The organism is Pseudoxanthomonas helianthi, assembly GCF_017939625.1.
Classification (GTDB): domain Bacteria; phylum Pseudomonadota; class Gammaproteobacteria; order Xanthomonadales; family Xanthomonadaceae; genus Pseudoxanthomonas_A; species Pseudoxanthomonas_A helianthi.
Window position 1 is genome coordinate 223,971 of the sequence record NZ_JAGKTC010000004.1, and the last position, 20,748, is coordinate 244,718.

20 protein-coding genes are annotated in these 20,748 nt (G+C 66.9%); 12 read left to right on the forward strand and 8 right to left on the reverse strand.

From position 1 onward, the window contains the following. The first annotated feature begins 44 nt into the window (after nucleotides 1-44). The gene (gene katG / locus J5837_RS15945) at nucleotides 45-2,189 is read left to right on the forward strand and encodes a catalase/peroxidase HPI (protein WP_210537783.1); all 2,145 of its coding nucleotides are present in this window, start codon (nucleotides 45-47) and stop codon (nucleotides 2,187-2,189) included. A gap of 247 nt (nucleotides 2,190-2,436) precedes the next feature. Here the strand turns inward: katG and J5837_RS15950 are convergent, their stop codons facing one another. Next, nucleotides 2,437-2,832, reverse strand: coding sequence for an RNA-binding S4 domain-containing protein (locus J5837_RS15950; protein WP_425504854.1), 396 nt, complete (start codon nucleotides 2,830-2,832; stop codon nucleotides 2,437-2,439). 100 nt (nucleotides 2,833-2,932) lie between these two features. Between J5837_RS15950 and J5837_RS15955 the strand changes: the two genes are divergently transcribed. The 5 genes from J5837_RS15955 to aqpZ all read left to right on the forward strand — a co-directional run bounded on the left by J5837_RS15955 (nucleotide 2,933) and on the right by aqpZ (nucleotide 7,450). After that, nucleotides 2,933-3,445 carry a nuclear transport factor 2 family protein gene (locus J5837_RS15955; protein WP_210537785.1) on the forward strand — a complete coding sequence of 171 codons (513 nt, stop codon included), beginning with the start codon at nucleotides 2,933-2,935 and terminating at the stop codon, nucleotides 3,443-3,445. Between the two features lie 248 nt (nucleotides 3,446-3,693). Further along, a complete protein-coding gene (locus J5837_RS15960; RefSeq protein ID WP_210537787.1) occupies nucleotides 3,694-4,356 on the forward strand; it encodes an FABP family protein in 663 nt (220 codons plus the stop codon). A 4-nt stretch (nucleotides 4,357-4,360) separates the two neighbouring features. After that, nucleotides 4,361-5,191 (forward strand): phosphoglycerate mutase family protein, encoded by an 831-nt coding sequence (locus tag J5837_RS15965; protein ID WP_210537789.1) that lies wholly within the window; start codon nucleotides 4,361-4,363, stop codon nucleotides 5,189-5,191. 109 nt (nucleotides 5,192-5,300) lie between these two features. Then, nucleotides 5,301-6,164 carry a pirin family protein gene (locus J5837_RS15970; protein WP_210537791.1) on the forward strand — a complete coding sequence of 288 codons (864 nt, stop codon included), beginning with the start codon at nucleotides 5,301-5,303 and terminating at the stop codon, nucleotides 6,162-6,164. Nucleotides 6,165-6,730: 566 nt separating this feature from the next. Continuing rightward, nucleotides 6,731-7,450: an aquaporin Z gene (gene aqpZ / locus J5837_RS15975; RefSeq protein WP_210537793.1), complete on the forward strand. Its 720-nt coding sequence runs from the start codon at nucleotides 6,731-6,733 to the stop codon at nucleotides 7,448-7,450. Nucleotides 7,451-7,751: 301 nt separating this feature from the next. On the opposite strand, the gene J5837_RS15980 is transcribed toward aqpZ, so the two are convergent. Then, entirely contained in the window at nucleotides 7,752-9,038 is a 1,287-nt protein-coding gene (locus J5837_RS15980) for an MFS transporter (RefSeq protein ID WP_210537795.1), read from the reverse strand. Nucleotides 9,039-9,453: 415 nt separating this feature from the next. Between J5837_RS15980 and ald the strand changes: the two genes are divergently transcribed. After that, complete coding sequence (gene ald, locus J5837_RS15985) at nucleotides 9,454-10,569, forward strand: alanine dehydrogenase (RefSeq protein WP_210537797.1); 1,116 nt, start codon at nucleotides 9,454-9,456, stop codon at nucleotides 10,567-10,569. A gap of 72 nt (nucleotides 10,570-10,641) precedes the next feature. Here the strand turns inward: ald and J5837_RS15990 are convergent, their stop codons facing one another. The 3 genes from J5837_RS15990 to J5837_RS16000 all read right to left on the reverse strand — a co-directional run bounded on the left by J5837_RS15990 (nucleotide 10,642) and on the right by J5837_RS16000 (nucleotide 14,090). Next, nucleotides 10,642-11,250: a class I SAM-dependent methyltransferase gene (locus J5837_RS15990; RefSeq protein WP_210537798.1), complete on the reverse strand. Its 609-nt coding sequence runs from the start codon at nucleotides 11,248-11,250 to the stop codon at nucleotides 10,642-10,644. Beyond that, nucleotides 11,247-13,391: a bifunctional 23S rRNA (guanine(2069)-N(7))-methyltransferase RlmK/23S rRNA (guanine(2445)-N(2))-methyltransferase RlmL gene (gene rlmKL / locus J5837_RS15995; RefSeq protein WP_210537799.1), complete on the reverse strand. Its 2,145-nt coding sequence runs from the start codon at nucleotides 13,389-13,391 to the stop codon at nucleotides 11,247-11,249. Before rlmKL ends, J5837_RS15990 begins: the two co-directional genes overlap by 4 nt. Nucleotides 13,392-13,529: 138 nt before the next feature. After that, nucleotides 13,530-14,090 carry an alpha/beta hydrolase gene (locus J5837_RS16000; protein ID WP_210537800.1) on the reverse strand — a complete coding sequence of 187 codons (561 nt, stop codon included), beginning with the start codon at nucleotides 14,088-14,090 and terminating at the stop codon, nucleotides 13,530-13,532. A gap of 54 nt (nucleotides 14,091-14,144) precedes the next feature. On the opposite strand from J5837_RS16000, the gene J5837_RS16005 reads away from it, so the two are divergent. The 3 genes from J5837_RS16005 (at nucleotide 14,145) to J5837_RS16015 (ending at nucleotide 16,206) form a co-directional block, all read left to right on the forward strand. Beyond that, a complete protein-coding gene (locus J5837_RS16005) occupies nucleotides 14,145-14,711 on the forward strand; it encodes an N-acetylmuramoyl-L-alanine amidase (RefSeq protein WP_210537801.1) in 567 nt (188 codons plus the stop codon). 107 nt (nucleotides 14,712-14,818) lie between these two features. Continuing rightward, complete coding sequence (gene tesB / locus J5837_RS16010; protein WP_210537802.1) at nucleotides 14,819-15,712, forward strand: acyl-CoA thioesterase II; 894 nt, start codon at nucleotides 14,819-14,821, stop codon at nucleotides 15,710-15,712. Continuing rightward, the gene (locus J5837_RS16015) at nucleotides 15,712-16,206 is read left to right on the forward strand and encodes a pathogenicity-like protein (RefSeq protein ID WP_210537803.1); all 495 of its coding nucleotides are present in this window, start codon (nucleotides 15,712-15,714) and stop codon (nucleotides 16,204-16,206) included. The genes tesB and J5837_RS16015 overlap by 1 nt, the downstream gene beginning before the upstream one ends. Before the next feature lie 120 nt (nucleotides 16,207-16,326). Here the strand turns inward: J5837_RS16015 and J5837_RS16020 are convergent, their stop codons facing one another. Next, nucleotides 16,327-16,887 carry an EF-hand domain-containing protein gene (locus J5837_RS16020; protein ID WP_210537805.1) on the reverse strand — a complete coding sequence of 187 codons (561 nt, stop codon included), beginning with the start codon at nucleotides 16,885-16,887 and terminating at the stop codon, nucleotides 16,327-16,329. Between the two features lie 176 nt (nucleotides 16,888-17,063). On the opposite strand from J5837_RS16020, the gene J5837_RS16025 reads away from it, so the two are divergent. Further along, nucleotides 17,064-17,816 (forward strand): arginyltransferase, encoded by a 753-nt coding sequence (locus tag J5837_RS16025; RefSeq protein ID WP_210537807.1) that lies wholly within the window; start codon nucleotides 17,064-17,066, stop codon nucleotides 17,814-17,816. Nucleotides 17,817-17,858: 42 nt separating this feature from the next. Next, the gene (locus J5837_RS16030) at nucleotides 17,859-19,079 is read left to right on the forward strand and encodes an endonuclease/exonuclease/phosphatase family protein (RefSeq protein WP_210537809.1); all 1,221 of its coding nucleotides are present in this window, start codon (nucleotides 17,859-17,861) and stop codon (nucleotides 19,077-19,079) included. 72 nt (nucleotides 19,080-19,151) lie between these two features. On the opposite strand, the gene J5837_RS16035 is transcribed toward J5837_RS16030, so the two are convergent. Beyond that, complete coding sequence (locus J5837_RS16035; protein ID WP_210537811.1) at nucleotides 19,152-19,478, reverse strand: hypothetical protein; 327 nt, start codon at nucleotides 19,476-19,478, stop codon at nucleotides 19,152-19,154. A gap of 10 nt (nucleotides 19,479-19,488) precedes the next feature. Beyond that, a complete protein-coding gene (purT, locus tag J5837_RS16040; RefSeq protein ID WP_210537812.1) occupies nucleotides 19,489-20,673 on the reverse strand; it encodes a formate-dependent phosphoribosylglycinamide formyltransferase in 1,185 nt (394 codons plus the stop codon). Nucleotides 20,674-20,748: the final 75 nt, after the last annotated feature.

The window sequence follows — 20,748 nt, forward strand, 5'->3', positions numbered from 1 at the left end:
GCGCAAGCTAAGTTGCTCGCACTTCCCAGCCCAAGGTGCCGCGCATGTCGAACGAAGCCAAATGTCCCTTCCACGGTTCCGCCGGCAGCGGCACCAGCAATCGCGACTGGTGGCCGAACCAGCTGCGCGTGGACCTGCTGAACCAGCATTCGGACAAATCGAACCCCTTGGGCAAGTTCGACTACGCCGCTGAATTCAAGAAGCTCGACTACAAGGCGCTGAAGGCCGACCTGGTCAGGCTGATGACCGACAGCCAGGACTGGTGGCCGGCCGACTTCGGCCATTACGGCCCACAGTTCATCCGCATGGCCTGGCACAGCGCCGGCACCTATCGCACCACCGACGGCCGCGGCGGCGGCGGGCGCGGACAGCAGCGCTTCGCCCCGCTCAATTCGTGGCCGGACAACGTCAACATCGACAAGTCGCGGCGCCTGCTGTGGCCGATCAAGCAGAAATACGGGCAGAAGATTTCCTGGGCCGACCTGTACATCCTCGCCGGCAACGTGGCGCTGGAATCGATGGGCTTCCGCACCTTCGGTTTCGGCGGCGGACGCGAGGACGTGTGGGAACCGGACATGGACGTGAGCTGGGGCGCCGAGACCAAGTGGCTGGGCGACGACCAGCGCTTCGAAGGCGACCGCGTGCTGGTCAACAGCCTGGGCGCCACCCACATGGGCCTGATCTACGTGAACCCCGAAGGCCCCAACGCCAGTGGCGATTACCTGGCCGCGGCCAAGGACATCCGCGCCACCTTCCACCGCATGGCGATGGACGACGAGGAAATCGTCGCTCTGATCGCCGGCGGCCACACCTTCGGCAAGGCGCATGGCGCGGCGCCCGAATCGCACAAGGGCCCGGAACCGGAAGGCGGGCCGATCGAGGCGCAGGGCCTGGGCTGGACCAGCGGCTTCGGCAGCGGCAACGGCAAGGACACCATTTCCAGCGGGCTGGAAGTGACCTGGACCAAGACGCCGGCGCTGTGGAGCAACAACTTCTTCGAGAACCTGTTCAAGTACGAATGGGAAATGACGAAGTCGCCGGCCGGTGCCAAGCAATGGACCGCGAAGGACGCGCCCGAGATCATTCCGGACGCGCACGTGCCCGGCAAGTTCCACAAGCCGACCATGCTGACCACCGACCTGACCCTGCGCTTCGACCCGGAGTTCGGCAAGATCTCGAAGCGTTTCCTCGAAGACCCGCAGGCATTCGCCGAAGCCTTCGCCCGCGCCTGGTTCAAGCTGACCCATCGCGACATGGGTCCGAAGGCGCGTTACCTCGGTCCGGAAGTGCCCAGCAAAGACCTGATCTGGCAGGACCCGTTGCCGGCGGCGACGCACCAGCCGAGCGCAGCGGACATCGCCGAGCTGAAGGCGAAGATCGCGGCCTCCGGACTGTCGGTCGGCGAACTGGTGTCGGTGGCGTGGGCGTCGGCCTCGACCTTCCGCGGCGGCGACAAGCGCGGTGGCGCGAACGGCGCGCGATTGGCGCTGGCGCCGCAGAAGGATTGGGAAGTCAACCGCGGCGTCGCCGCGACCGTGGCCAGACTGCGCGAGATCCAGGCGGCGACGAACAAGGCGTCGTTGGCGGACGTGATCGTGCTGGCCGGCGTGGTCGGCATCGAACAGGCGGCCAAGGCGGCCGGCGTGCCGGTCGAGGTGCCGTTCTCGCCGGGCCGCGTCGATGCGACGCAGGCCCAGACCGACGTGGATTCGTTCGCGGTGCTGGAACCGCAGGCGGACGGCTTCCGCAACTACCGCAAGAACGGCGGCGGCGCGCCGACCGAGGCCTTGCTGGTCGATCGCGCGCAGCTGCTGACCTTGAGTGCGCCGGAACTGACTGCACTGATCGGCGGCCTGCGCGTACTGGGAACGAATTTCGACGGCAGCGCGCACGGCGTGCTCACCGACAAGATCGGCGTGCTGAGCAACGATTTCTTCGTCAACCTGCTGGACATGCGCACGGTGTGGACGCCGGTGGATGCCAAGGCGGAACTGTTCGAAGGCAAGGATCGCAAGACGGGCGAAATCCGCTACACCGGCACCCGCAACGACCTGATCTTCGGCTCGAACTCGGTACTGCGCGCCTACGCCGAGGTGTACGCCAGTGCCGACGGCAAGGAACGCCTGGTCAAGGATTTCGTTGCGGCGTGGACCAAGGTGATGGAGCTGGATCGCTTCGACTTGGCTTGACGCGATTCATCGCGGGGTATTGCAGAAACGCCGGCAGTGATGCCGGCGTTTCCGTATCCAGCGCCCCACCCTCACGCATGTCGGTCATCTCTCTTTTGCTCGTCATCCCAGCGAAAGCTGGGATCCATTGCGCCTTTGTCCCACTTCTGCAGGAAGCAACAGCAACATGGATCCCAGCTTTCGCTGGGATGACGGCAGCCACGGAAACGCTGATCCGACATTCGGGGGTCACGACGAACCAAGACGGTCACATCGCGTCGATATCCCCCAGCGCCTGGATCAACCGCCGCGCCCGCTTGTCCGGCTTGCTGCTCGGCGGACGGTAGCCGCCAGCCTCGGCTCGGCGCTGCGCACGCTGTTCCTCGCGACGCTGTTTCGATGCAGCGCTTTCGGCATACAACGCCTGCGCGACCGGCGCCGGCCCACGCGTGCCGCTGAGGGCGACGACTTCGATCTCGAAAGTCTCTTCGGCGCGCGTCACCCGCAATGCATCTCCGACCCGCACTGCCCGGGCCGGCTTGGCGCGTTGTCCGCCCACGTCGACCTTGCCGGTTTCGACGGCATGCTTGGCCAATGCCCGCGTCTTGTAGAAACGCGCGGCCCAGAGCCAGATATCGAGGCGGATGGCTGGGGTTTCGGTCACGGGAAAGACTTGCCGGATTTGCGGCGTATTATCCGCCAATACGGTGGGCGCGCCGTAAAGGCACGGTCATTACGCACTCGACACGACCGGAGGAACTGCGATGCAACCGTTGCGCTCCTTTGCTTTCGCCACCGTGCTGCTGGTCGGCGCATCTGCCGGCAGCCCCGCCGCGGAAACCTCGGTGCAATCCGTGCCCGACAAGGCGTTGCAGGCCATGCTCGACCGGTACGCCGAAGCGGCAACCCTGTTCTACGACGGCAAGCCCGAGGCGGTGAAAGCGCTGTGGTCGCATGCGGACGACGTAACGCTGTCGGGCGCGGCCGGCGGCGATACGGCAAAGGGATGGAACGACGTGAGCTCAAGGCTCGATTGGGCGAGCTCACAGTTCCTGGGCACGAATGGCAGCAAGACCATCGAGCAGATCCAGACCGCCGTCGACGGAAACTTCGCCTACATCGTGCAGTACGAGCACATCCGTTATCACCGGCCCGGCCAGTCGGAAGTCGCCAGGCGGGATTATCGTGTGACCACGATCTTCCGGCACGAGCCGGAGGGTTGGCGTGTGGTCCACCGCCATGCCGATACGCTGATGACGAGGCAGGACATCAAGTAAAGGTTCAACGACACAATCGATTTTCCCGTCCCAGGCACGAGCCGAGTCGATTCTGCAACTAGGCAGCAAGCGTAGGATGGGTGGAGCGTAGCGATACCCATCGATACAATCTTGCAAGGCGATGTTGGGTATCGCGCTTCGCGCTCACCCAACCTACAGGAGCCATCTCTGTTATCGCTTGATCGGCCTGGGCACCCTTCAGTTATCGTAGCCCACCACCTTCACCCGGCTGCACCGCGAGAACACGCATGGGGAACTTCCCGACCGATATCTACACCGAGCCCAGCCCCGTCGATGTCGACACGCTGGCCAACCTCGGCCCGTTGAAGCCGCTGGCCGGCATCTGGACCGGCGCCGATGGGCTCGACACCAAACCGAAGGCCGCGGGGCCGAAGCAGCAGACCTACGTCGAACGCATGGAAATGCAACCCATCGATCCGGTCACCAACGGCCCGCAACTGCTGTACGGCTTGCGCTACCACACCACCATCACCAAGCCCGCGCAGGTCAAGCAGTACCACGAACAGGTCGGCTACTGGCTGTGGGAACCCGCTACCAGCACCGTCATCCATACCGTGGCCATCCCGCGCGGCGTGATCGCCATGGCCGGTGCGGTGGTCGCGCCCGATGCGAAGCAGTTCACCCTGGTCGCTACCGCCGGCCTCGACGACTGGGGCATCTGCGCCCTGCCCTTCCTCAACCACGCCTTCCGCACCACCGAGTTCCGCATCGACGTCACCGTATACCAGGACGGCAGCTGGGGTTACGACGAGGACACCGTGCTGCAGATCGTCGGCCAGAGCGAACCGTTCCACCATACCGACCACAACCTGCTGAAGAAGGTCGGCGAGGCCACTCCAAACCCATTGGCGCTGCAGGCAGCGGCGGCGACACAAACGGAACCCGCCTGACCGGATGCGCCGATATCTCGCCACGCTGATGTTGCTGGCCCTTTCCGCCTGCGCGAACACAGCACAGCGCGCCGACGGCACGACCCGCTTCATCGTCGTGCGCCATGCCGAAAAGACCGACGATGGCAGCCGCGATCCCGCGCTTAACGCCAAGGGCCAGGCGCGTGCGCAAGCGCTGGGCGAAACATTGGCCGGCGAGCCCTTGCAGGCCGCCTATAGCACCGACTTCCAGCGCACCCGGCAGACCGCGCAACCCGCCGCGCAGGCCCACCAGATCGAAGTCACGACCTACGACGCCAAACAACCGGCCGCGGAATTCGCGACACAACTGCGCCAGCGACATGCCGGGGGCTCGGTGCTGGTGGTCGGCCACAGCAATACCGTGCCCGACATCGTCGCCGCGCTATGCGAATGCAAGGTGCCGTCGCTGGACGAAACCGAATACGACCGGCTTTCGATCGTCGAGATCGCTGCCGGCAAGCCGCCGCGACTGATCCAGCGCCGCTACGGTTCATCCGAACGCGAAGCGGTCGCCAATGCGGATTTCGAAATGGGTGCCGGCGAACAGGTGTCGCTGGGCGGCCTTGGCATGCTGCGCTACGAGAAACTGGTCGGCGATTCGCGCTGCCCGCCGGATGTGCAATGCATCTGGGCCGGCGATGCCGAGGTGCAATTCAGCTGGACACCAAACGCCGGCGAGCCCGAGAGCTTTTCCCTCCACACAGGGGCCGAACCGCGCAGCCGGTCGCTGGCCGGTTATGTGCTGGAACTGAAATCGCTGGGCCGCGGCGACGGCCCGCGTGCCGCGCTGAAGCTGCGCCCCGGGAATCCCTGACGCTCGATTGCCGTCCCGGTGATCGGGGGCAAACAGATTGTTGCAGCGGTGCCTGTACAAAGCCCCTGCGAACCGTGGAATCCTGCCCGCCTCGCCAAGGAGAACCGCCATGACCACGATCATCGCCCCCCGCGTCCACGACCTGGGCGGCTTCCAGGTCCGCCGCGCCGTGCCGACCCTGCAGGCGCGCAGCGTCGGCCCGTTCGTGTTCGTCGACCACATGGGGCCCGCCCTGTTCGAACCCGGCCGCGGCATCGACGTGCGCCCGCACCCGCACATCGGCCTGGCCACGGTGACCTTCCTGTGGGCTGGCGCGATCCAGCATCGCGACACCCTGGGTTCCGAGCAGGTGATCCGCCCCGGCGACGTCAACTGGATGACCGCCGGCCGCGGCATCGCCCATTCCGAACGTACGCCGGCCGACGTGCGCAGCCACGGCGGCGACGTGCACGGCATGCAGACCTGGGTCGCGCTGCCGCAGCGCGACGAGGAAGTCGCGCCGGAATTCCACCACCACCCCGCCACGACCCTGCCGGTGCAGCAACGCGGCGGCGCGCGCATCCAGCTGATCGCCGGCCGCGGCTTCGGCGAGGAAGCGCCGGTGCGCGTATTCGCCGACACCTTCAATGTCGCCCTCGACCTGCAGCCCGATGCCGAACTGGCCATCGACGACGATGCGGTCGAACGCGCGCTCTACGTGCTGGAAGGCGATGCGCAACTGGACGGTGCCGACATCCCCGAAAAGCACCTCGTCGTGCTCGACCGCGGCACCCGTCCGGTGCTGCGCGCGAAGACCCCGCTGAAGGCGATGCTGCTGGGCGGCGAACCGCTCGACGGCCCGCGCCACCTGTGGTGGAACTTCGTTTCCAGCTCGAAAGAGCGCATCGAACAGGCCAAGCAGGACTGGCAAGCAGGCCGCTTCGGCAAAATCCCGGGCGACGAGACCGAGTTCATCCCGCTGCCGGATCACTGAGACACTCCTTCGCCCACGTCTTTCGCAGTTGCCGTTGCGGTTGCTTTTCAGAACCCATCCGCAGCGGCGGAGCCGGTGGGAAAACCCCGCAGGGGCGACGCGCAGAGCCTGCCCCGCACTCGATACGGGGAGGCGCGTCGTTTTCGGAAGGCACAGGGATGTGCCGTCCGAAAATTCCCCCCGGCTCCGCGAACCCTTCGTGCGCAGCACGAAGGGCGCGGGGAAGGGTGTGTTTCTTTGGTTACTTGACCAGCCCTTCGGGCTGTTGAAAAGCGCCTCTTTGCACAAGCAAAGAAAGTAACCCCCCGCGCGTCAGCGCGAAACGCTTTTGCTTCATGCTGATAAAAGCAGATCATTACTGTGTTCGGGATGACAAGCGAGATGACAAGCGAAGGGCGATTCCCGCCTTCGCGGGAATGACGAGTAAAGCGTTGGCAGCCAAGGTCACTCCCACAAAGTCATAACGACACTAACGAAATTTCAACATTCGCCTGCGGCGCTTCCGTTATTTTCCGGCCACCGTCGCCCGCGACGGCACCCGTAAAACAACCAGACAAGGGGGCACCATGGCATTGGGCAAGAAACTCGCGGCCGAGTTCCTCGGCACGTTCTGGCTGGTCCTGGGCGGTTGCGGCAGCGCCGTGCTCGCGGCCAAATTCGGCGGCGACGGCAATCCACTGGGCATCGGCCTGCTGGGCGTGGCCCTGGCCTTCGGCCTGACCGTGCTGACCGGCGCCTACGCGTTCGGCCACATCTCCGGCGGCCACTTCAACCCGGCGGTGAGCTTCGGCCTGTGGGCCGGCGGCCGCTTCTCCGGCAAGGAACTGTTGCCGTACATCGTCGCTCAGGTCCTCGGCGCCATCGCGGCGGCCTTCATCCTGTACCACATCGCCAGCGGCGCGGCCGGCTTCGCCATCGACCCGACGGCGGCAGGCGCCTTCGCCACCAACGGCTACGACGCCCTGTCGCCGGGCGGCTACAGCGCGGCGGCGGCGTTCCTGTGCGAAGTGGTGCTGACCGCGTTCTTCCTGATCGTGATCATGGGCTCCACCCACAGGAACGCACCGGCCGGCTTCGCGCCGATCGCCATCGGCCTGGCGCTGACCCTGATCCACCTGATCAGCATCCCGGTCACCAATACCTCGGTGAACCCGGCGCGCTCGACCGGCGTGGCGCTGGTGGTCGGCAATGGCGCGGTGTCGCAACTGTGGCTGTTCTGGGTTGCGCCGATCCTCGGCGGCCTGATCGGCGGCATCGCCTACAAGTGGCTGGGCCGCGACGACTGAACACGTTGTCTGGTGGTGAAGAAAAAGCCGGGCAATGCCCGGCTTTTTTGTTCTCCCGCACCTGCCTAGCCTTGTAGAGCCGAGCATGCTCGGCTGCTCTTGCTTTCGTAGAAGCAGCGCTTGTCCCGGCTTGCTTTTCGTCATTTGCCGCAAGATCAAAAGCATGCCGGGACAAGCCCGGCATCTACAAGAACAGAAGCAAAAGCTTGCTGCCCGTAGAGTCGAGCTTGCTCGACTGCTTTTTGCTCGAACGCGCGTCAGATGAAGAGCAGTCGAGCAAGCTCGACTCTACAAAGCATTATCAACGCGCTACATCGCTAGTCGCCGCTTTGCGCGGCATCAGCAGCAACGCCAGCAAGGTCAGTACGCCCGCAGCGGTCAGGTAGTAACCGACGTAGGGCAAGCCATGCGCGTCGCCGAGCTTCTTCGCCACGTACGGCGTCATCGATGCGCCGATGATGCCGGCCAGGTTGAACGCCAGCGACGCGCCGGTGTAGCGCACGCGGGTCGGGAACAGTTCCGCCAGGATCGTCCCGCACGGCCCGTAGGTCAGTCCGATCACCACCATGCCGGCGATCAGGAACGTCCATGCGCTGCCGGCGAACCACGCGCCATAGACCAGCCCGAAGCCGCAGATCAGCACGGTGGCCAGCAGCATCGCCTGCCAACGGCCGAAGCGGTCGGCGAACCAGGCGGAAACCGGAATGCCGGCGGCGAAGAACAGCACCGCAACCATCTGCATCAGCAGGAACTGTTCACGCGTGTAGCCCAGCTTCGACGTGGCCCAGCCCAGGGTGAACACCGTCATCAGGTAGAACGTGGCGAAGGTCGCGACCAGCGCGAACGTGCCGGTGATCAGCGCGCGCGGATGCCGCGACAGCACCGACCACATCGGCACGCGCTCGCGTTCGCCCTTGTCCAGCGTCTTCTGGAAATCCGGGGTTTCGGTGATGCGCAGGCGCACCCACAGGCCGACGAACACCAGCAAGGCGCTGGCGATGAACGGCACGCGCCAGCCCCAGGCGAGGAATTGCGTGTCGTCCATCAGTTCGGTCAGCAGCAGGAACACGCCGGTCGAACACAGGAACCCGATCGGTGCGCCGAGCTGCGGAAACATGCCGTACCACGCGCGCTTGCCCGGCGGCGCGTTCTCCGTAGCCAGCAGCACCGCCCCACCCCACTCGCCGCCCAGGCCCACGCCCTGGCCGAAGCGGCACAGCGCCAGCAGCGCCGGCGCGACCACGCCGATGCTGGCATAGGTCGGCAGCAGGCCGATCGCCACGGTCGACAGGCCCATGGTCAGCAGCGCGGCGACCAGCGTGGCCTTGCGCCCGATGCGGTCGCCGAAGTGGCCGAACAGCGCCGAACCCACCGGCCGGGCGAAGAACGCCAAAGCGAACGTCGCGAACGACTGCAGCATCGCGGCGTTCGCATCGGCCTCGGGGAAGAACAGCTTGGGAAAGACGATCACCGCCGCGGTGGCGTAGATGTAGAAATCGAAGAACTCGATGGTGGTGCCGATCAGGCTGGCGAACAGCACGCGCGCGGCGGAGTTGGTGGTCGGGTTCGTCGCTGCGACTATCGTCATGGGAAGGAGGCCTGTCGGTGTCGGCCGATTTTGGCAGATCGGACCGGCGGATTCCGCCTGCCGCGGTGCGGCACGGCCCGGCGGGCGGGTCCGCGTAGAATCCGCCGACCCGCCGGCGCTCCCCACGCCAAGGGCCTGCTAAGGCTATCTGGACAGGCCACGCCACGCTTGGGTGCGTGCGGGGCAAGGAAGAACGAGAGAACTTATGTCGATAAGTGACCGAGTGATGACGCAGCCCCGCGCGCACCCAAGCGCGGCTCTTCGGGTTGCCGTGCCTAGCCGCCAAGCGGCCGCGCGCGGCTTGGGCAGCCGGCCAGCCTGCCGCAGCGCCACGCACAACCACCTGACTGCTAGGCACGACAACGTGGCCTGTCCAGATAGCCTTAGCAGGCCCTGACCGCAACCGGAGAACACCATGCTTGTCGGCGTCCCCAAGGAAATCAAGAACCACGAGTACCGCATCGGCCTGACCCCGGCCGGCGCGCGCGAGCTGGTCGCCAACGGTCACCAGGTCATCGTGCAGCGCGACGGCGGCAAGGCCATCGGCTTGACCGACGAACAGTACGCCAAGGCCGGCGCGCAGATCGTCGACACCGCCGAAGAGGTGTTCGCCCGCGCCGACATGATCGTCAAGGTCAAGGAACCGCAGCCGGTCGAATGCGCGATGCTGCGCCCGGGCCAGGTGCTTTACACCTACCTGCATCTCGCCCCCGATCCCACGCAGACCGCCGCATTGGTGAAGTCGGGCGCCACCTGCATCGCCTACGAAACCGTCACCGACGCACGCGGCGGCCTGCCGCTGCTGGCGCCGATGTCGGAAGTGGCCGGGCGCATGTCGATCCAGGCCGGTGCGCACGCGCTGGAGAAGGCGCAGGGCGGCTCCGGCGTGTTGCTCGGCGGCGTGCCCGGAGTGAAGCCCGGAGAAGTGCTGGTGATCGGCGGCGGCGTGGTCGGCATCAACGCCGCGCGCATGGCGGCGGGACTCAATGCGCACGTCACCGTGCTGGATCGTTCGCTGGACCGGCTGAAATACCTCGACGAGCTGTATGGCCACCAGCTGACCACGATCTACTCGACCCGCGATGCCATCGAGGAACGCCTGCCATACACCGATCTGGTGATCGGCGCGGTGCTGATCCCCGGCGCTGCGGCACCAAAGTTGGTCTCGCGCGAACAGCTGAAGCTGATGCGTCCGGGTTCGGTGCTGGTCGACGTGGCCATCGACCAGGGCGGCTGCTTCGAGACCTCGAAGCCGACCACGCACCAGGACCCGACCTACGAAGTGGACGGCATCATCCACTACTGCGTCGCCAACATGCCCGGCGGCGTCGCCCGTACCTCGACCTTCGCCCTGACCAATGCCACCCTGCCCTTCGCCGTGCAACTGGCCAACAAGGGCGCGCTGCAGGCGTTGCTGGACGATGAGCACCTGCTCAACGGCCTGAACGTTTTCGACGGCAAGGTCACCTATCGCGCGGTCGCCGAGGCGCTCGGGTACGAGTACGTGCCTGCGAGAAAGGCGTTGGGCTGATGCTCTTGTAGGAGCGGGCCTGCCCGCGATGCTTTGACCCTCCAATGAAGGGCACGCGGGCAAGCCTCGCTCCTACGAATTCTTCTCGTACACGTACACCGTCGCCGGCGGCACGTTGCGCAGCACGAACTCGCCCTTGCGCACCTTCAGGCCAAGCTCGGCGACTACCCGGTCCGACACCGGCGCGCGCGGACCATAGGTGAACTGGACGAAACGCCCGCCCTCGCGCAGGCAGTCGAAGGCCGAGGCGAGGATGTCGCGCTGCATCGCCTTCTCCATCGACAGCAGCCCCAGCCCGGATACCACCGCGTCGGCGGGGCCGCCCTGCAGGTAACCCGCCGACGCGGCCGCCGCACGCAACCGGGTCGCGTCTCCTTGCACCACCCATGCTTGCGGAAACTCCTCGCGCAGGTGTCGATGCAATTCGGGGTTCAATTCCAGCACCAGCAGGTCCTGGTCGGCGATGCCGTGTTCCCGGATCGAGCGGGTCAGCGCGCCGGTACCGCCGCCCAGTTCGATCACCCGCCGGGCGCCCGCCGGCATTTCGGCCATCATCGCCACGCCCAGCTCGGGGCTGGACGGCGTCACCGAAGCGACGCTGCGCGGGTGCAGCAACCATTGCCGGAAGAAGGTCCAGCGCGAACGCTTGCGATCCCTGCAGGCGGCCGGACCCGAACTCATGCGCCTTCGCCCGGCCGGCGCAGGCGCCAGCAGCGGTGGATGCGCGGATTGCGTTCGAAGTCGGGGGGCAGGGTCATGCGGCTAATTTCCTCGAATCCGGCAAAGGTAGCAACCGCGTCGTTATTGAATCGGAAACGGCGGAAATTGTTGCTGAAATACAGGGTGCCGCCCGGCGCCAGCCGGGCCACCGCCGCGCGCAGCAGGCGTACATGCTCCTTCTGCACGTCGAAATCGTCGGCCCGCGCGGAATTGGAGAAGGTCGGCGGATCGTAGAAGATCAGGTCGTACTGCCCGCGGTCGGCCTCCAGCCAGCCGACCGCATCGGCCTGCACCAACTGGTGCGCCGCGCCGCCCAGGCCGTTGAGCTGCAGGTTGTCCGCGCACCACTGCAGGTAGGTCGCCGACAGGTCGACCGAGGTCGTGGCCGCGGCACCGGCCACCGCGGCCTGCACGCTGGCCACGCCGGTGTAGCAGAACAGGTTGAGGAAGCGCTTGCCCTTCGCCTCGCGCGCCATCCGCGCACGCAGCGGGCGATGGTCGAGGAACAGGCCGGTGTCGAGATAGTCGAACAGGTTGACCTTCAACCGCGCGCCGTTCTCGCGCACGACGATGGCCTCCTCGCGTTCGGCGAAGCGGCCGTACTTGCTGCCGCCCTTGCCGCGTTCGCGCGACTTCACCGCGACCCGTTCCGACGGCACCGCGAACGCCTCGCGCGCGGCGGCCAGCAATTCGCCGAAACGGCGCCGCACGTCGGTCTCGGGGATGCTCGCCGGCGCGGCGTATTCCTGCACGTGCAGGAAGGTGCGGCCATCGCCGCCGTCTTCGGTGTAGACGTCGATGGCCGCGGCGTATTCGGGCAGGTCGGCATCGTAGGCGCGATAGCAGGTCACGCTTTCGCGCTCGCGCCACGGTTTCAGCTTCTTCAGGTTCTTGCGCAGGCGGTTGGCGACCATCTGCGCGCCTTCCGACAGCGGGCGCGGCTCCGATTCGGGCTTCGCCGCGAAGATCGGATCGCAGACGATCAGCGCGCACTCGATCGCGCCGTTGAACAGCTGGTACTTCTTCGTCGCGCGCAGGCCGGTGGCGAAGGCCAGTTCCTGGCTGCCGCACAGCAGGCTGGCGCGCCATTGCGGCACGGCGCGCTTCAGCGCATCGCCGAGCATGCGATAGAGGCCCGCATCGGCGGCCAGTCGCTCGTCGTAGGGCGGGTTGCACACCACCAGGCCGCGCTCGGAGGCCCGCGCCTGCAACTGCGCCGCATCGCGCACTTCGAATTCGATCAGTCCGGCCAGGCCGGCCAGCACCGCGTTTTCCTTCGCCCCGCGGATCGCCCGCGGATCGAGGTCGCCGCCGAAGAACACCGGCTTCAGCGCCGCGCGACCCGCCTGTTCGCGCGCGACCGCGTCGGCGAACAGTTCTCGCCAGGTCTTCGCATCGAAGCCGAGCCAACGGGTCGGCAGCACGTTGCCGTAACGCTGCAAGCCGGGTGCGACGTCGGCGGCGATCAGCGCGCCTTCGATCAGCAGGGTGCCGCTGCCGCACATGGGGTCGAGCAGCGCACCGCCGTCGCGGTACGCCTGCGGCCAGCCGCCGCGCAGCAGCACCGCCGCGGCGAGGTTTTCCTTCAGCGGCGCCTCGTTCTGTTCCTTGCGCCAGCCACGCCGGTGCATCGGCCCGCCGGACAGGTCGATCGACAACGTCGCCCTGCCCTTGCGCAGCGACAGGTTGAGGCGCACGTCCGGGTTCTCGACGTCCACCGACGGACGCGGCAGGGCGAAGTTGCGGAACTGGTCGACGATGGCGTCCTTGATCTTCTGCGCGGCGTAACGCGCATGGGTGATCGCCTCGCCGGACACGTGCGCGTCCACCGCGATGCTCAGTTCGGCCGACAGGTGCTTCTGCCAGTTCACCTCGGCAGCGCCGTCGTACAGCGCCTGCTCGTCCGGGCAGGCGAATTCGGTGATCGGCCACAGCACGCGGCTGGCCAGCCGCGACCACAGCACCGCGCGCTGCGCATCGACCGCCTCGCCTTCGGCATTGACGCCGGCGATGGTCGCGCTGGCCTTGGCCACGCCGAGCGCAAGCAGCTCGTCGGCGAGCAGGTATTCCAGGCCTTTGGCGCAGGAGACGAAGAATTTCACAAAAACTCCGAATTTCGGTTCCGTCAGCCCAGCGGTTTTTAACAGCCGGATGGCTGATCAAGCCGGGATCCATTTTGCCGTTGTCTTTGGAAGCAACAGCAAAATCAAGATGGATTCCGGCTTTCGCCGGAATGACGATCAAAGGCGGGAAAGCAAAGCCGCGAAGGCTTCGGCTGACGCTTCGACATGGCTCGACAGCCGATGCGAATCGTCCACCAGCAACAGCCGCGCCTTGCGCGGCAGCGCCCATTGCACGACATCGACCGCGGGGATCAGCTCGTCATCCCAGCCGTGCAGGATCGACAACGGCACGTCGGCCACGTCCAGCGCCGGCAGGGGGCCCATCCTCAGCGCCGGCGCCATCAGGAACACGCCGCGCACCGGCACTTCCAGCGAAATGCGTCCGGAAATGTACGCGCCGAGGCTGGAGCCGGCCAGCACCAGCGGCCCGCGTGCGGCAGCCTTCGCGGCCAGTTCGCGCAGGCGCAGCAGGCGAGCCGGCACGTCGCCGAGGTCGCTGATTTCGCGCTTCGCATCCAGGTCGGTGTAGTCCGGCCGTTCATGGGTCCAGCCGAAGCGCTCGGCGACCTCGGCCAATGCGGTGACCTTGGTCGCGTCCGGGCCGCTTTCGAAGCCGTGCGAAAGGATGCAATGGCCGCGTGGCCGCGAGGCGATGTCTGTGTCGGAAGCCGGGGCCATGGTGCGCTTCGGTGTGGAAACCAGGCCAGTTTACCGGAGTGCTAGCATGCGGCCATGACCTTCGAAGCCCCGTCCGTGATCGCCGAACCCCTGCCCTATGAGGCGAAACTGGCGTCGCGGCTGCTGGGGGACATCGATCTGGTGGTGATCCACTGCACCGAGCTGCCCGACCTGGCCATGGCACGGGAATACGGCGAACGTGCGCTGTACGACTCCGGCACCGGCAACAGCGGCCACTACTACATCGACCGCGACGGCAGCGTGCACCGGTATGTCGCCGAGGATCGCGTCGCCCACCACGTGCGCGGTTACAACCCCCGCTCGGTCGGCATCGAACTGGTCAACACTGGCCGCTACCCGCACTGGCTCGCCGCCGGCCACCAGGCCATGGACGAGCCTTACACCGAGGCGCAGATCGCCTCGCTGATCGAATTGCTGCGCCAACTGTCCGCGGCGCTGCCGAACTTGCGCTTCATCGCCGGGCATGAAGACCTGGACACGACGCAGGTGCCGGCCAGCGACGACGAAACCGTGTCGGTCCAGCGCAAGCTCGATCCGGGCCCGTTGTTCCCCTGGGCGCGTGTATTGAATGAAGTGGCCCTGAAACGCCTGCTTCCCTGAAGACAGCCCGTGGGAGTGGTGGCTACGCCACCACTCCCACATCCAGGGTTCAAGAGGGCCGGACGCCCCCCGGTATAATTCGCCCATTCCCGCCGGAAATCCCCACCTTGTCCCCCACCCCCGAACCCGTCGTCTCCGAACTGATCGAGCTGCTGTCGCTGGAGCGGCTCGAGGCCGACCTGTTCCGCGGCCAGAGCCGCGACATCGGCACCAAGTACGTGTTCGGCGGCCAGGTGCTGGGCCAGGCGCTGTCGGCGGCGCAGGCTACCGTCGACGGCGACAGCGGCCGCCGCGCGCATTCGCTGCACGCCTACTTCCTGCGCGCCGGCGACATCGACGCGCCGATCGTCTACGACGTCGACCGCACCCGCGATGGCGGCAGCTTCTCGGTGCGCCGGGTCAGCGCGATCCAGCACGGCAAGGTGATCTTCTTCTGCGCGGCTTCGTTCCAGGGCGAGGAAAGCGGCGCCGAACACCAGCTGTCGATGCCCGAAGTGCCGCGCCCGGAAGACATCGAACCCGCGCCGGCACTGCCTGCCGAAGTGATGGCGAAACTGTCGCCGAAGGTGCAGCGCTGGCTGTCGCGGCGCGGGCCGTTCGAATTCCGCCACGTGTATCCGCGCGACGAACTGAATCCGCCCAAGCGCCCGCCGTTCCAGCAGGTGTGGTTCCGCCTGTGCGAGCCGGTCGGCGATTCGCCGGAACTGCACCGCGCGCTGCTCGCCTACGCCTCCGATTTCCAGCTGCTGGGCACGGCCAACTTCCCGCACGGCATCAGCTACTACCAGCCGAACGTGCAGATGGCTTCGCTCGACCATGCGCTGTGGTTCCACCGCCCGTTCCGTGCCGACGACTGGCTGCTGTATTCCATCGACAGCCCCAGCGCGCAGAACTCACGCGGCCTGGCGCGCGGACAGATCTTCGACCGCCACGGCCGGCTGGTCGCCAGCACCGCGCAGGAAGGGCTGATCCGCGTATTGCCGACGGAGGCGAAGAACTGATGCGCCAGGTATTCACCAGCCAGCGCCTGGAAACCGTCGAGGGTGTCGCCAAGTTGATGGAAGACGCCGGCATCGCCGTGCACATCAGCAACGGGCGCTCGTACAAGGGCGGCATGGGCGGGCAGTTCAGCTTCAGCGACCCGAAACCGGCCCGCAAGCAGCCGGCATTGTGGATCAAGCGCCCCGAAGACCAGCCGCGCGCACGCGAAATCCTGCGCGAAGCCGGCCTGCTGGATTCGACCCGGCCGGACCAGGGCCTGAACTACGTGTTCCGCGACAACGAGGACGAAGCGCCACGCCGCGGCAACTGGGGTTGGCGCGTCCGCGTCGCACTGCTCGCGCTGATCGCGGTGATGGCCTTCCTGACCCTCAACCGTTTCCGCCACGCGCAGCAGGCCCGCCAGCAGGCCGCGCCGCAGGTCCAGCAGCAACAGCAGAAGCCGGAGGCGCAGGAAGAAGAGGAAGTGCGCGTGCGGTTGACGCCGACGAAATGACCGAGAGCCTTGTCATCCCGACCGCAGCGCAGGGATGACAAAAGGATTTCTGTGCAATACGGGCCAACGAAAAACCCGCGCCTTCCGGCGCGGGTTTTTCGTTTCCGTCATGCGCTTCGGTCAGGGCTTCGGCGGGGGCGCATCGATCGGGCCGCCGCGCATCTGGTGCGCCGGCTTCGCCGCGTCGAACTCGGCGCGGCTCAGCTTGCCGTCCTTGTCGGCATCGGCCTTGGCGAACCATTCGTCGCGATGTTGCTTCATGCGTTGCTCGCGGTCGGCCTTGTCCAGGTAGCCGTCCTTGTTCGCGTCCATCTCGTCGAAGCGTGAGGCCATCGGGCCCTTGGCGGCTTCGGCCTTGCTGATGCGGCCGTCCTTGTCGGTGTCGAGTTCGGCGAAGCGGTCGTACATGCCGCCGTTGCGACGACGCATGCCGTCGCGATGCGGGCGTTCGCTGGCGTCCAGCTTGCCGTCCTTGTTCTTGTCCAGGCTGTCGAACTTCTCGGCCAGGCGCGGGACCTTCGCCGCTTCGGCGCGATCGATCGCGCCGTCGCCGTTGGCGTCCAGCTTCGCGTGCACGCGCGGCGCGTCCTTGGCGGCGTCGGACTGGGCTGCGGCGAACGCGGCGCCGCCGGCGGTCAGGCTGGCCAGCACGGCGACGACCAGCAGGGGCTTGTGTTTCATGGCGATTCCTCGGTGGATGGCGGCAGGTTGCCGACCCCCGGGAAAACGCATGGCCGCGCGCCGGGTTGACGCCGGCGCAACACGTTCAGGCTGCGGACGGTCTCCACTCCGGCGACGCGCCCGACGCAGTATGCTGACCGCATGCGCCCCGCCTTCGCCAACCACGCAATCGCCTGATGGGTACCGACAGCGCCAGCTCCGGCGACGACCTGCGCCTGTTCCACACCGGCGAGCACCCGTGCGGCTACTGGCCGGAACGCACCGCGCGCGACCTGGTGCTGGACCCGCGCGACCCGCGCCTGCCGAAGTTCTACCCGACCGCGCTGGGCTGGGGTTTCCGTCGCTCCGGCGACCTGGTCTACCGGCCGCACTGCCAGCACTGCCAGGCCTGCGTCGCGGTGCGCATTCCCGTGCACGATTTCCGCCCCGACCGCGGCCAGCGCCGCTGCGCCGCGCGCAATGCGCACATCGAATCGCGCATCGTCGCGGCCGAGCGCAACGAGGAACACTTCGCCCTGTACCGGCGCTACCTGGCGGCGCGCCACCGCCACGGCGGCATGGACGACCACAGTCCGCTGGAATTCGACCAGTTCCTGATCGGCAGCTGGTCGCAGGGCCGTTTCCTCGAGCTGCGCGACCGCAGCGACGACGGCCACGGCAAACTGGTCGCGGTCGCGGTCACCGACGTCGTGCCCGGCGCGCTGTCGGCGGTCTATACCTTCTACGATCCCGATTACGAAGCGAACGGCCTGGGCACGCTGGCGATCCTGCGCCAGCTGGAATGGGCGCAGCGCGAATACCGCAGCCACCTGTACCTCGGCTACTGGATCGACGGCCACCGCAAGATGGACTACAAGCGCCGTTACCACCCGCTGGAATGGTTCGATGGCCGCGAGTGGCGGCGCGATACGCTGCCGCAGCGCGGCTGAGCGCGACATGCCGGCGCAATGCGGGCATGCCAGAATCGGTGCATGCGCCTTTCCATCCTGCTGTTCCCGGTGTTTGCCCTGGCCGCCTGCACGACGATGACCCGCGGCGACGAGGCGCCGTCCGTGGCCGGCGCGAAAACGCTGCGCGTGGCGACCTACAACACCTCGCTGTATTCGGACGACGCGGGTGGCCTGGTCCGTGAACTGGAAGGCGACAGCGCCCACGCGCGCAAGATCGCCGCGGTGCTGCAGAAGGTGCGTCCCGACCTGGTGCTGTTGAACGAATTCGATTACGACGAGTCCGGGCGCGCCGCGGACCTGTTCCAGCGCAAATACCTGGAAGCCGCGCAACCCGGCGGCGGCGAACCGTTGCGCTACCCGTACCGTTACCTCGCCCCGGTCAACACCGGCGTACCCAGCGGGCTCGACCTGGACGGCAACGGCGCCACCGGCGGAAACGGACGCAACCGCGGCAACGATGCCTGGGGCTACGGCCTGCATCCGGGGCAATACGGCATGCTGGTGCTGTCGCGTCATCCGATCGATGCGGAGCAGGCACGCACGTTCCGGTTGTTGAAATGGAGCGCCCTGCCCGACGCGACGCCGCCCATCGATCCGGCTTCGCGCCGCGCGTTCTATCCCGACGCGATCTGGCGGCAATTGCGCCTGTCTTCGAAATCGCACTGGGACGTGCCGATACGCACGCCGGGCGGCGTGGTCCATTTCCTGGTCTCGCATCCGACGCCGCCGGTGTTCGATGGCCCGGAGGATCGCAATGGCCTGCGCAACGCCGACGAAATCCGCCTGTGGCGGGAATACCTGTCGCCCGGAGACAAGCCCTGGCTATGCGACGACGCCGGACGTTGCGGCGGACTCGCCGAAGGCGAACGCTTCATCATCGCCGGCGACCTCAACAACGATCCCGTCGACGGCGATGGGCGCCACGACGCCATCGTCGAGCTGCTGGAACATCCGCGCGTGATGCGCATGGCCACGCCGCGCAGCGAAGGCGGCGCGGAGACCGCGCGGGACTATGCGGCGAAGGGCATCGTGCATCGCGGCGCGCCGGAGCACGTTACCGGCGACTTCGGTCCGAAGGCCGGCGCGATGCGCCTGGATTACGTGCTGCCTTCGGTCGGCTTCGCCCTGAAAGACAGCGGCGTGTTCTGGCCGAAGAAGAGCGATCCCGATGCCGCCATCGCCGACGGCAGCGACCATCATTTGGTGTGGGTAGACCTGCAACTGCAGGAGCGGGCCCCGTAGAGTCGAGCTTGCTCGACTGCTCTTGCTTCTCGTCAAGAAAGAAAAGCAGTCGAGCAAGCTCGACTCTACGGATCACGCGACCGGCGTGATCGGCGGCGTCGCGGGCGTCGCCGGCTTCACCATCGGGCGCGGGCCGAAGCCGAAGCTGCTGCCGTCGCTGTGCGCGGACACGATCATGCGGATCATGCTGCTGGGCACCATCAGCTCCAGCTCGACGTTGTGCCCATCGGGGCTCTGCCCCACCAGGGTCATCTCGGTGAACGCGCCGGCGGTGTCGATTTCCTTGCAGAAGATGTGCGGGCCCTCGGCCTGTCCGGTCAGATAGGGCTTGACCGCATCGCCGAGCGCTTCCAGCGCCTGCGGGAAGAAAAACACTGCGTAGCCTTCGCTTGCGTTCATGGATTGCGCCTTACTCGAGTCCGATGGTGATGGCGGCGGCCGCCTCGCGCGCAGTCGCGCGGGCGGCGTCGATTTTTTCCCCGCGCGCCAGGGTCACGCCGACCCGGCGATGGCCTTCGACGCGGGGCTTGCCGAACAACCGCAACGCGGTATCCGGTGCCTGCAAGGCCGCTTCGACATTCGAGAACATCGGCACGCCATGGCCGTGGGCCAGCATCGCGCACGAGGCCGACGGACCGTTCTGACGGATGACGGGAATGGGAAGTCCGAGAATCGCCCGCGCGTGGAGGGCGAATTCCGACAATTCCTGCGAGACCAGCGTGACCAGGCCGGTATCGTGCGGACGCGGCGAAACCTCGCTGAACCACACCTCATTGCCCTTGACGAACAATTCCACGCCGAAGAGGCCCCAACCGCCGAGATCGTCGGTGACCGCCTTCGCGATCTCCTGCGCGCGTTGCAGCGCGCGCGGCGACATCGGCTGCGGCTGCCAGCTTTCGCGGTAGTCGCCGTCCTTCTGCAAATGGCCGATGGGTTCGCAGAAGCTCGTGCCGTCGGCGTGGCGCACGGTCAGCAGGGTGATCTCGTAGTCGAAGTCGATGAAGCCTTCGAGGATGCAGCGGCCGGCACCAGCACGTCCGCCGGTCTGCGCGACTTCCCAGGCCGGGCCGATCTCGGCTTCGCTGCGGACGATGCTCTGGCCATGGCCCGAAGACGACATCACCGGCTTGACCACGCAGGGCAGCCCGACCGCGGCGATGGCCTCGCGGTACTCGGCCTCCGTATCGACGAAGCGGTACGGCGAAGTCGGCAGGCCCAGCGTTTCCGCGGCCAGGCGGCGGATGCCTTCGCGATCCATGGTCAGGCGGGCGGCGCGGGCGGTGGGCACGACCTTCTGGCCACGGTCGCGCTCGAGTTCCACCAGGGTTTCGGTGTGGATGGCCTCGATCTCGGGTACGACCAGGTGTGGCTTTTCCTGGTCGATCAGCGCCCTTAGCGCGGCGGGGTCGAGCATGTCCAGCACATGGCTGCGGTGCGCGACCTGCATCGCCGGGGCATTGGCGTAGCGGTCGGCGGCGATGACCTCGACCCCCAGCCGCTGCAGTTCGATGGCGACCTCCTTGCCCAATTCGCCCGAGCCGAGCAGCAGGACGCGGGTGGCGGACGGGCTGAGCGGGGTACCGAACTGGGTCATGGCGGACGGATCGTCGAGGGGGCCGCCATTCTAGCCAGCGGGCCGGCAGCCCGCCGACGAACGGTTATTGAACTT

What these genes read in the sequence shown, in the direction of transcription:
- aqpZ (WP_210537793.1), top strand. Translation starts at nt 6,731, where the DNA reads ATGGCATTGGGCAAGAAACTCGCGGCCGAGTTCCTCGGCACGTTCTGG.
- J5837_RS16000 (WP_210537800.1), bottom strand. Translation starts at nt 14,090, where the DNA reads ATGGCCCCGGCTTCCGACACAGACATCGCCTCGCGGCCACGCGGCCAT.
- J5837_RS16025 (WP_210537807.1), top strand. Translation starts at nt 17,064, where the DNA reads ATGGGTACCGACAGCGCCAGCTCCGGCGACGACCTGCGCCTGTTCCAC.
- purT (WP_210537812.1), bottom strand. Translation starts at nt 20,673, where the DNA reads ATGACCCAGTTCGGTACCCCGCTCAGCCCGTCCGCCACCCGCGTCCTG.
- J5837_RS16005 (WP_210537801.1), top strand. Translation starts at nt 14,145, where the DNA reads ATGACCTTCGAAGCCCCGTCCGTGATCGCCGAACCCCTGCCCTATGAG.
- J5837_RS15980 (WP_210537795.1), bottom strand. Translation starts at nt 9,038, where the DNA reads ATGACGATAGTCGCAGCGACGAACCCGACCACCAACTCCGCCGCGCGC.
- katG (WP_210537783.1), top strand. Translation starts at nt 45, where the DNA reads ATGTCGAACGAAGCCAAATGTCCCTTCCACGGTTCCGCCGGCAGCGGC.
- J5837_RS15960 (WP_210537787.1), top strand. Translation starts at nt 3,694, where the DNA reads ATGGGGAACTTCCCGACCGATATCTACACCGAGCCCAGCCCCGTCGAT.
- J5837_RS16015 (WP_210537803.1), top strand. Translation starts at nt 15,712, where the DNA reads ATGCGCCAGGTATTCACCAGCCAGCGCCTGGAAACCGTCGAGGGTGTC.
- J5837_RS16035 (WP_210537811.1), bottom strand. Translation starts at nt 19,478, where the DNA reads ATGAACGCAAGCGAAGGCTACGCAGTGTTTTTCTTCCCGCAGGCGCTG.
- ald (WP_210537797.1), top strand. Translation starts at nt 9,454, where the DNA reads ATGCTTGTCGGCGTCCCCAAGGAAATCAAGAACCACGAGTACCGCATC.
- J5837_RS16020 (WP_210537805.1), bottom strand. Translation starts at nt 16,887, where the DNA reads ATGAAACACAAGCCCCTGCTGGTCGTCGCCGTGCTGGCCAGCCTGACC.
- J5837_RS16030 (WP_210537809.1), top strand. Translation starts at nt 17,859, where the DNA reads ATGCGCCTTTCCATCCTGCTGTTCCCGGTGTTTGCCCTGGCCGCCTGC.
- J5837_RS15970 (WP_210537791.1), top strand. Translation starts at nt 5,301, where the DNA reads ATGACCACGATCATCGCCCCCCGCGTCCACGACCTGGGCGGCTTCCAG.
- J5837_RS15955 (WP_210537785.1), top strand. Translation starts at nt 2,933, where the DNA reads ATGCAACCGTTGCGCTCCTTTGCTTTCGCCACCGTGCTGCTGGTCGGC.
- J5837_RS15965 (WP_210537789.1), top strand. Translation starts at nt 4,361, where the DNA reads ATGCGCCGATATCTCGCCACGCTGATGTTGCTGGCCCTTTCCGCCTGC.
- J5837_RS15990 (WP_210537798.1), bottom strand. Translation starts at nt 11,250, where the DNA reads ATGAGTTCGGGTCCGGCCGCCTGCAGGGATCGCAAGCGTTCGCGCTGG.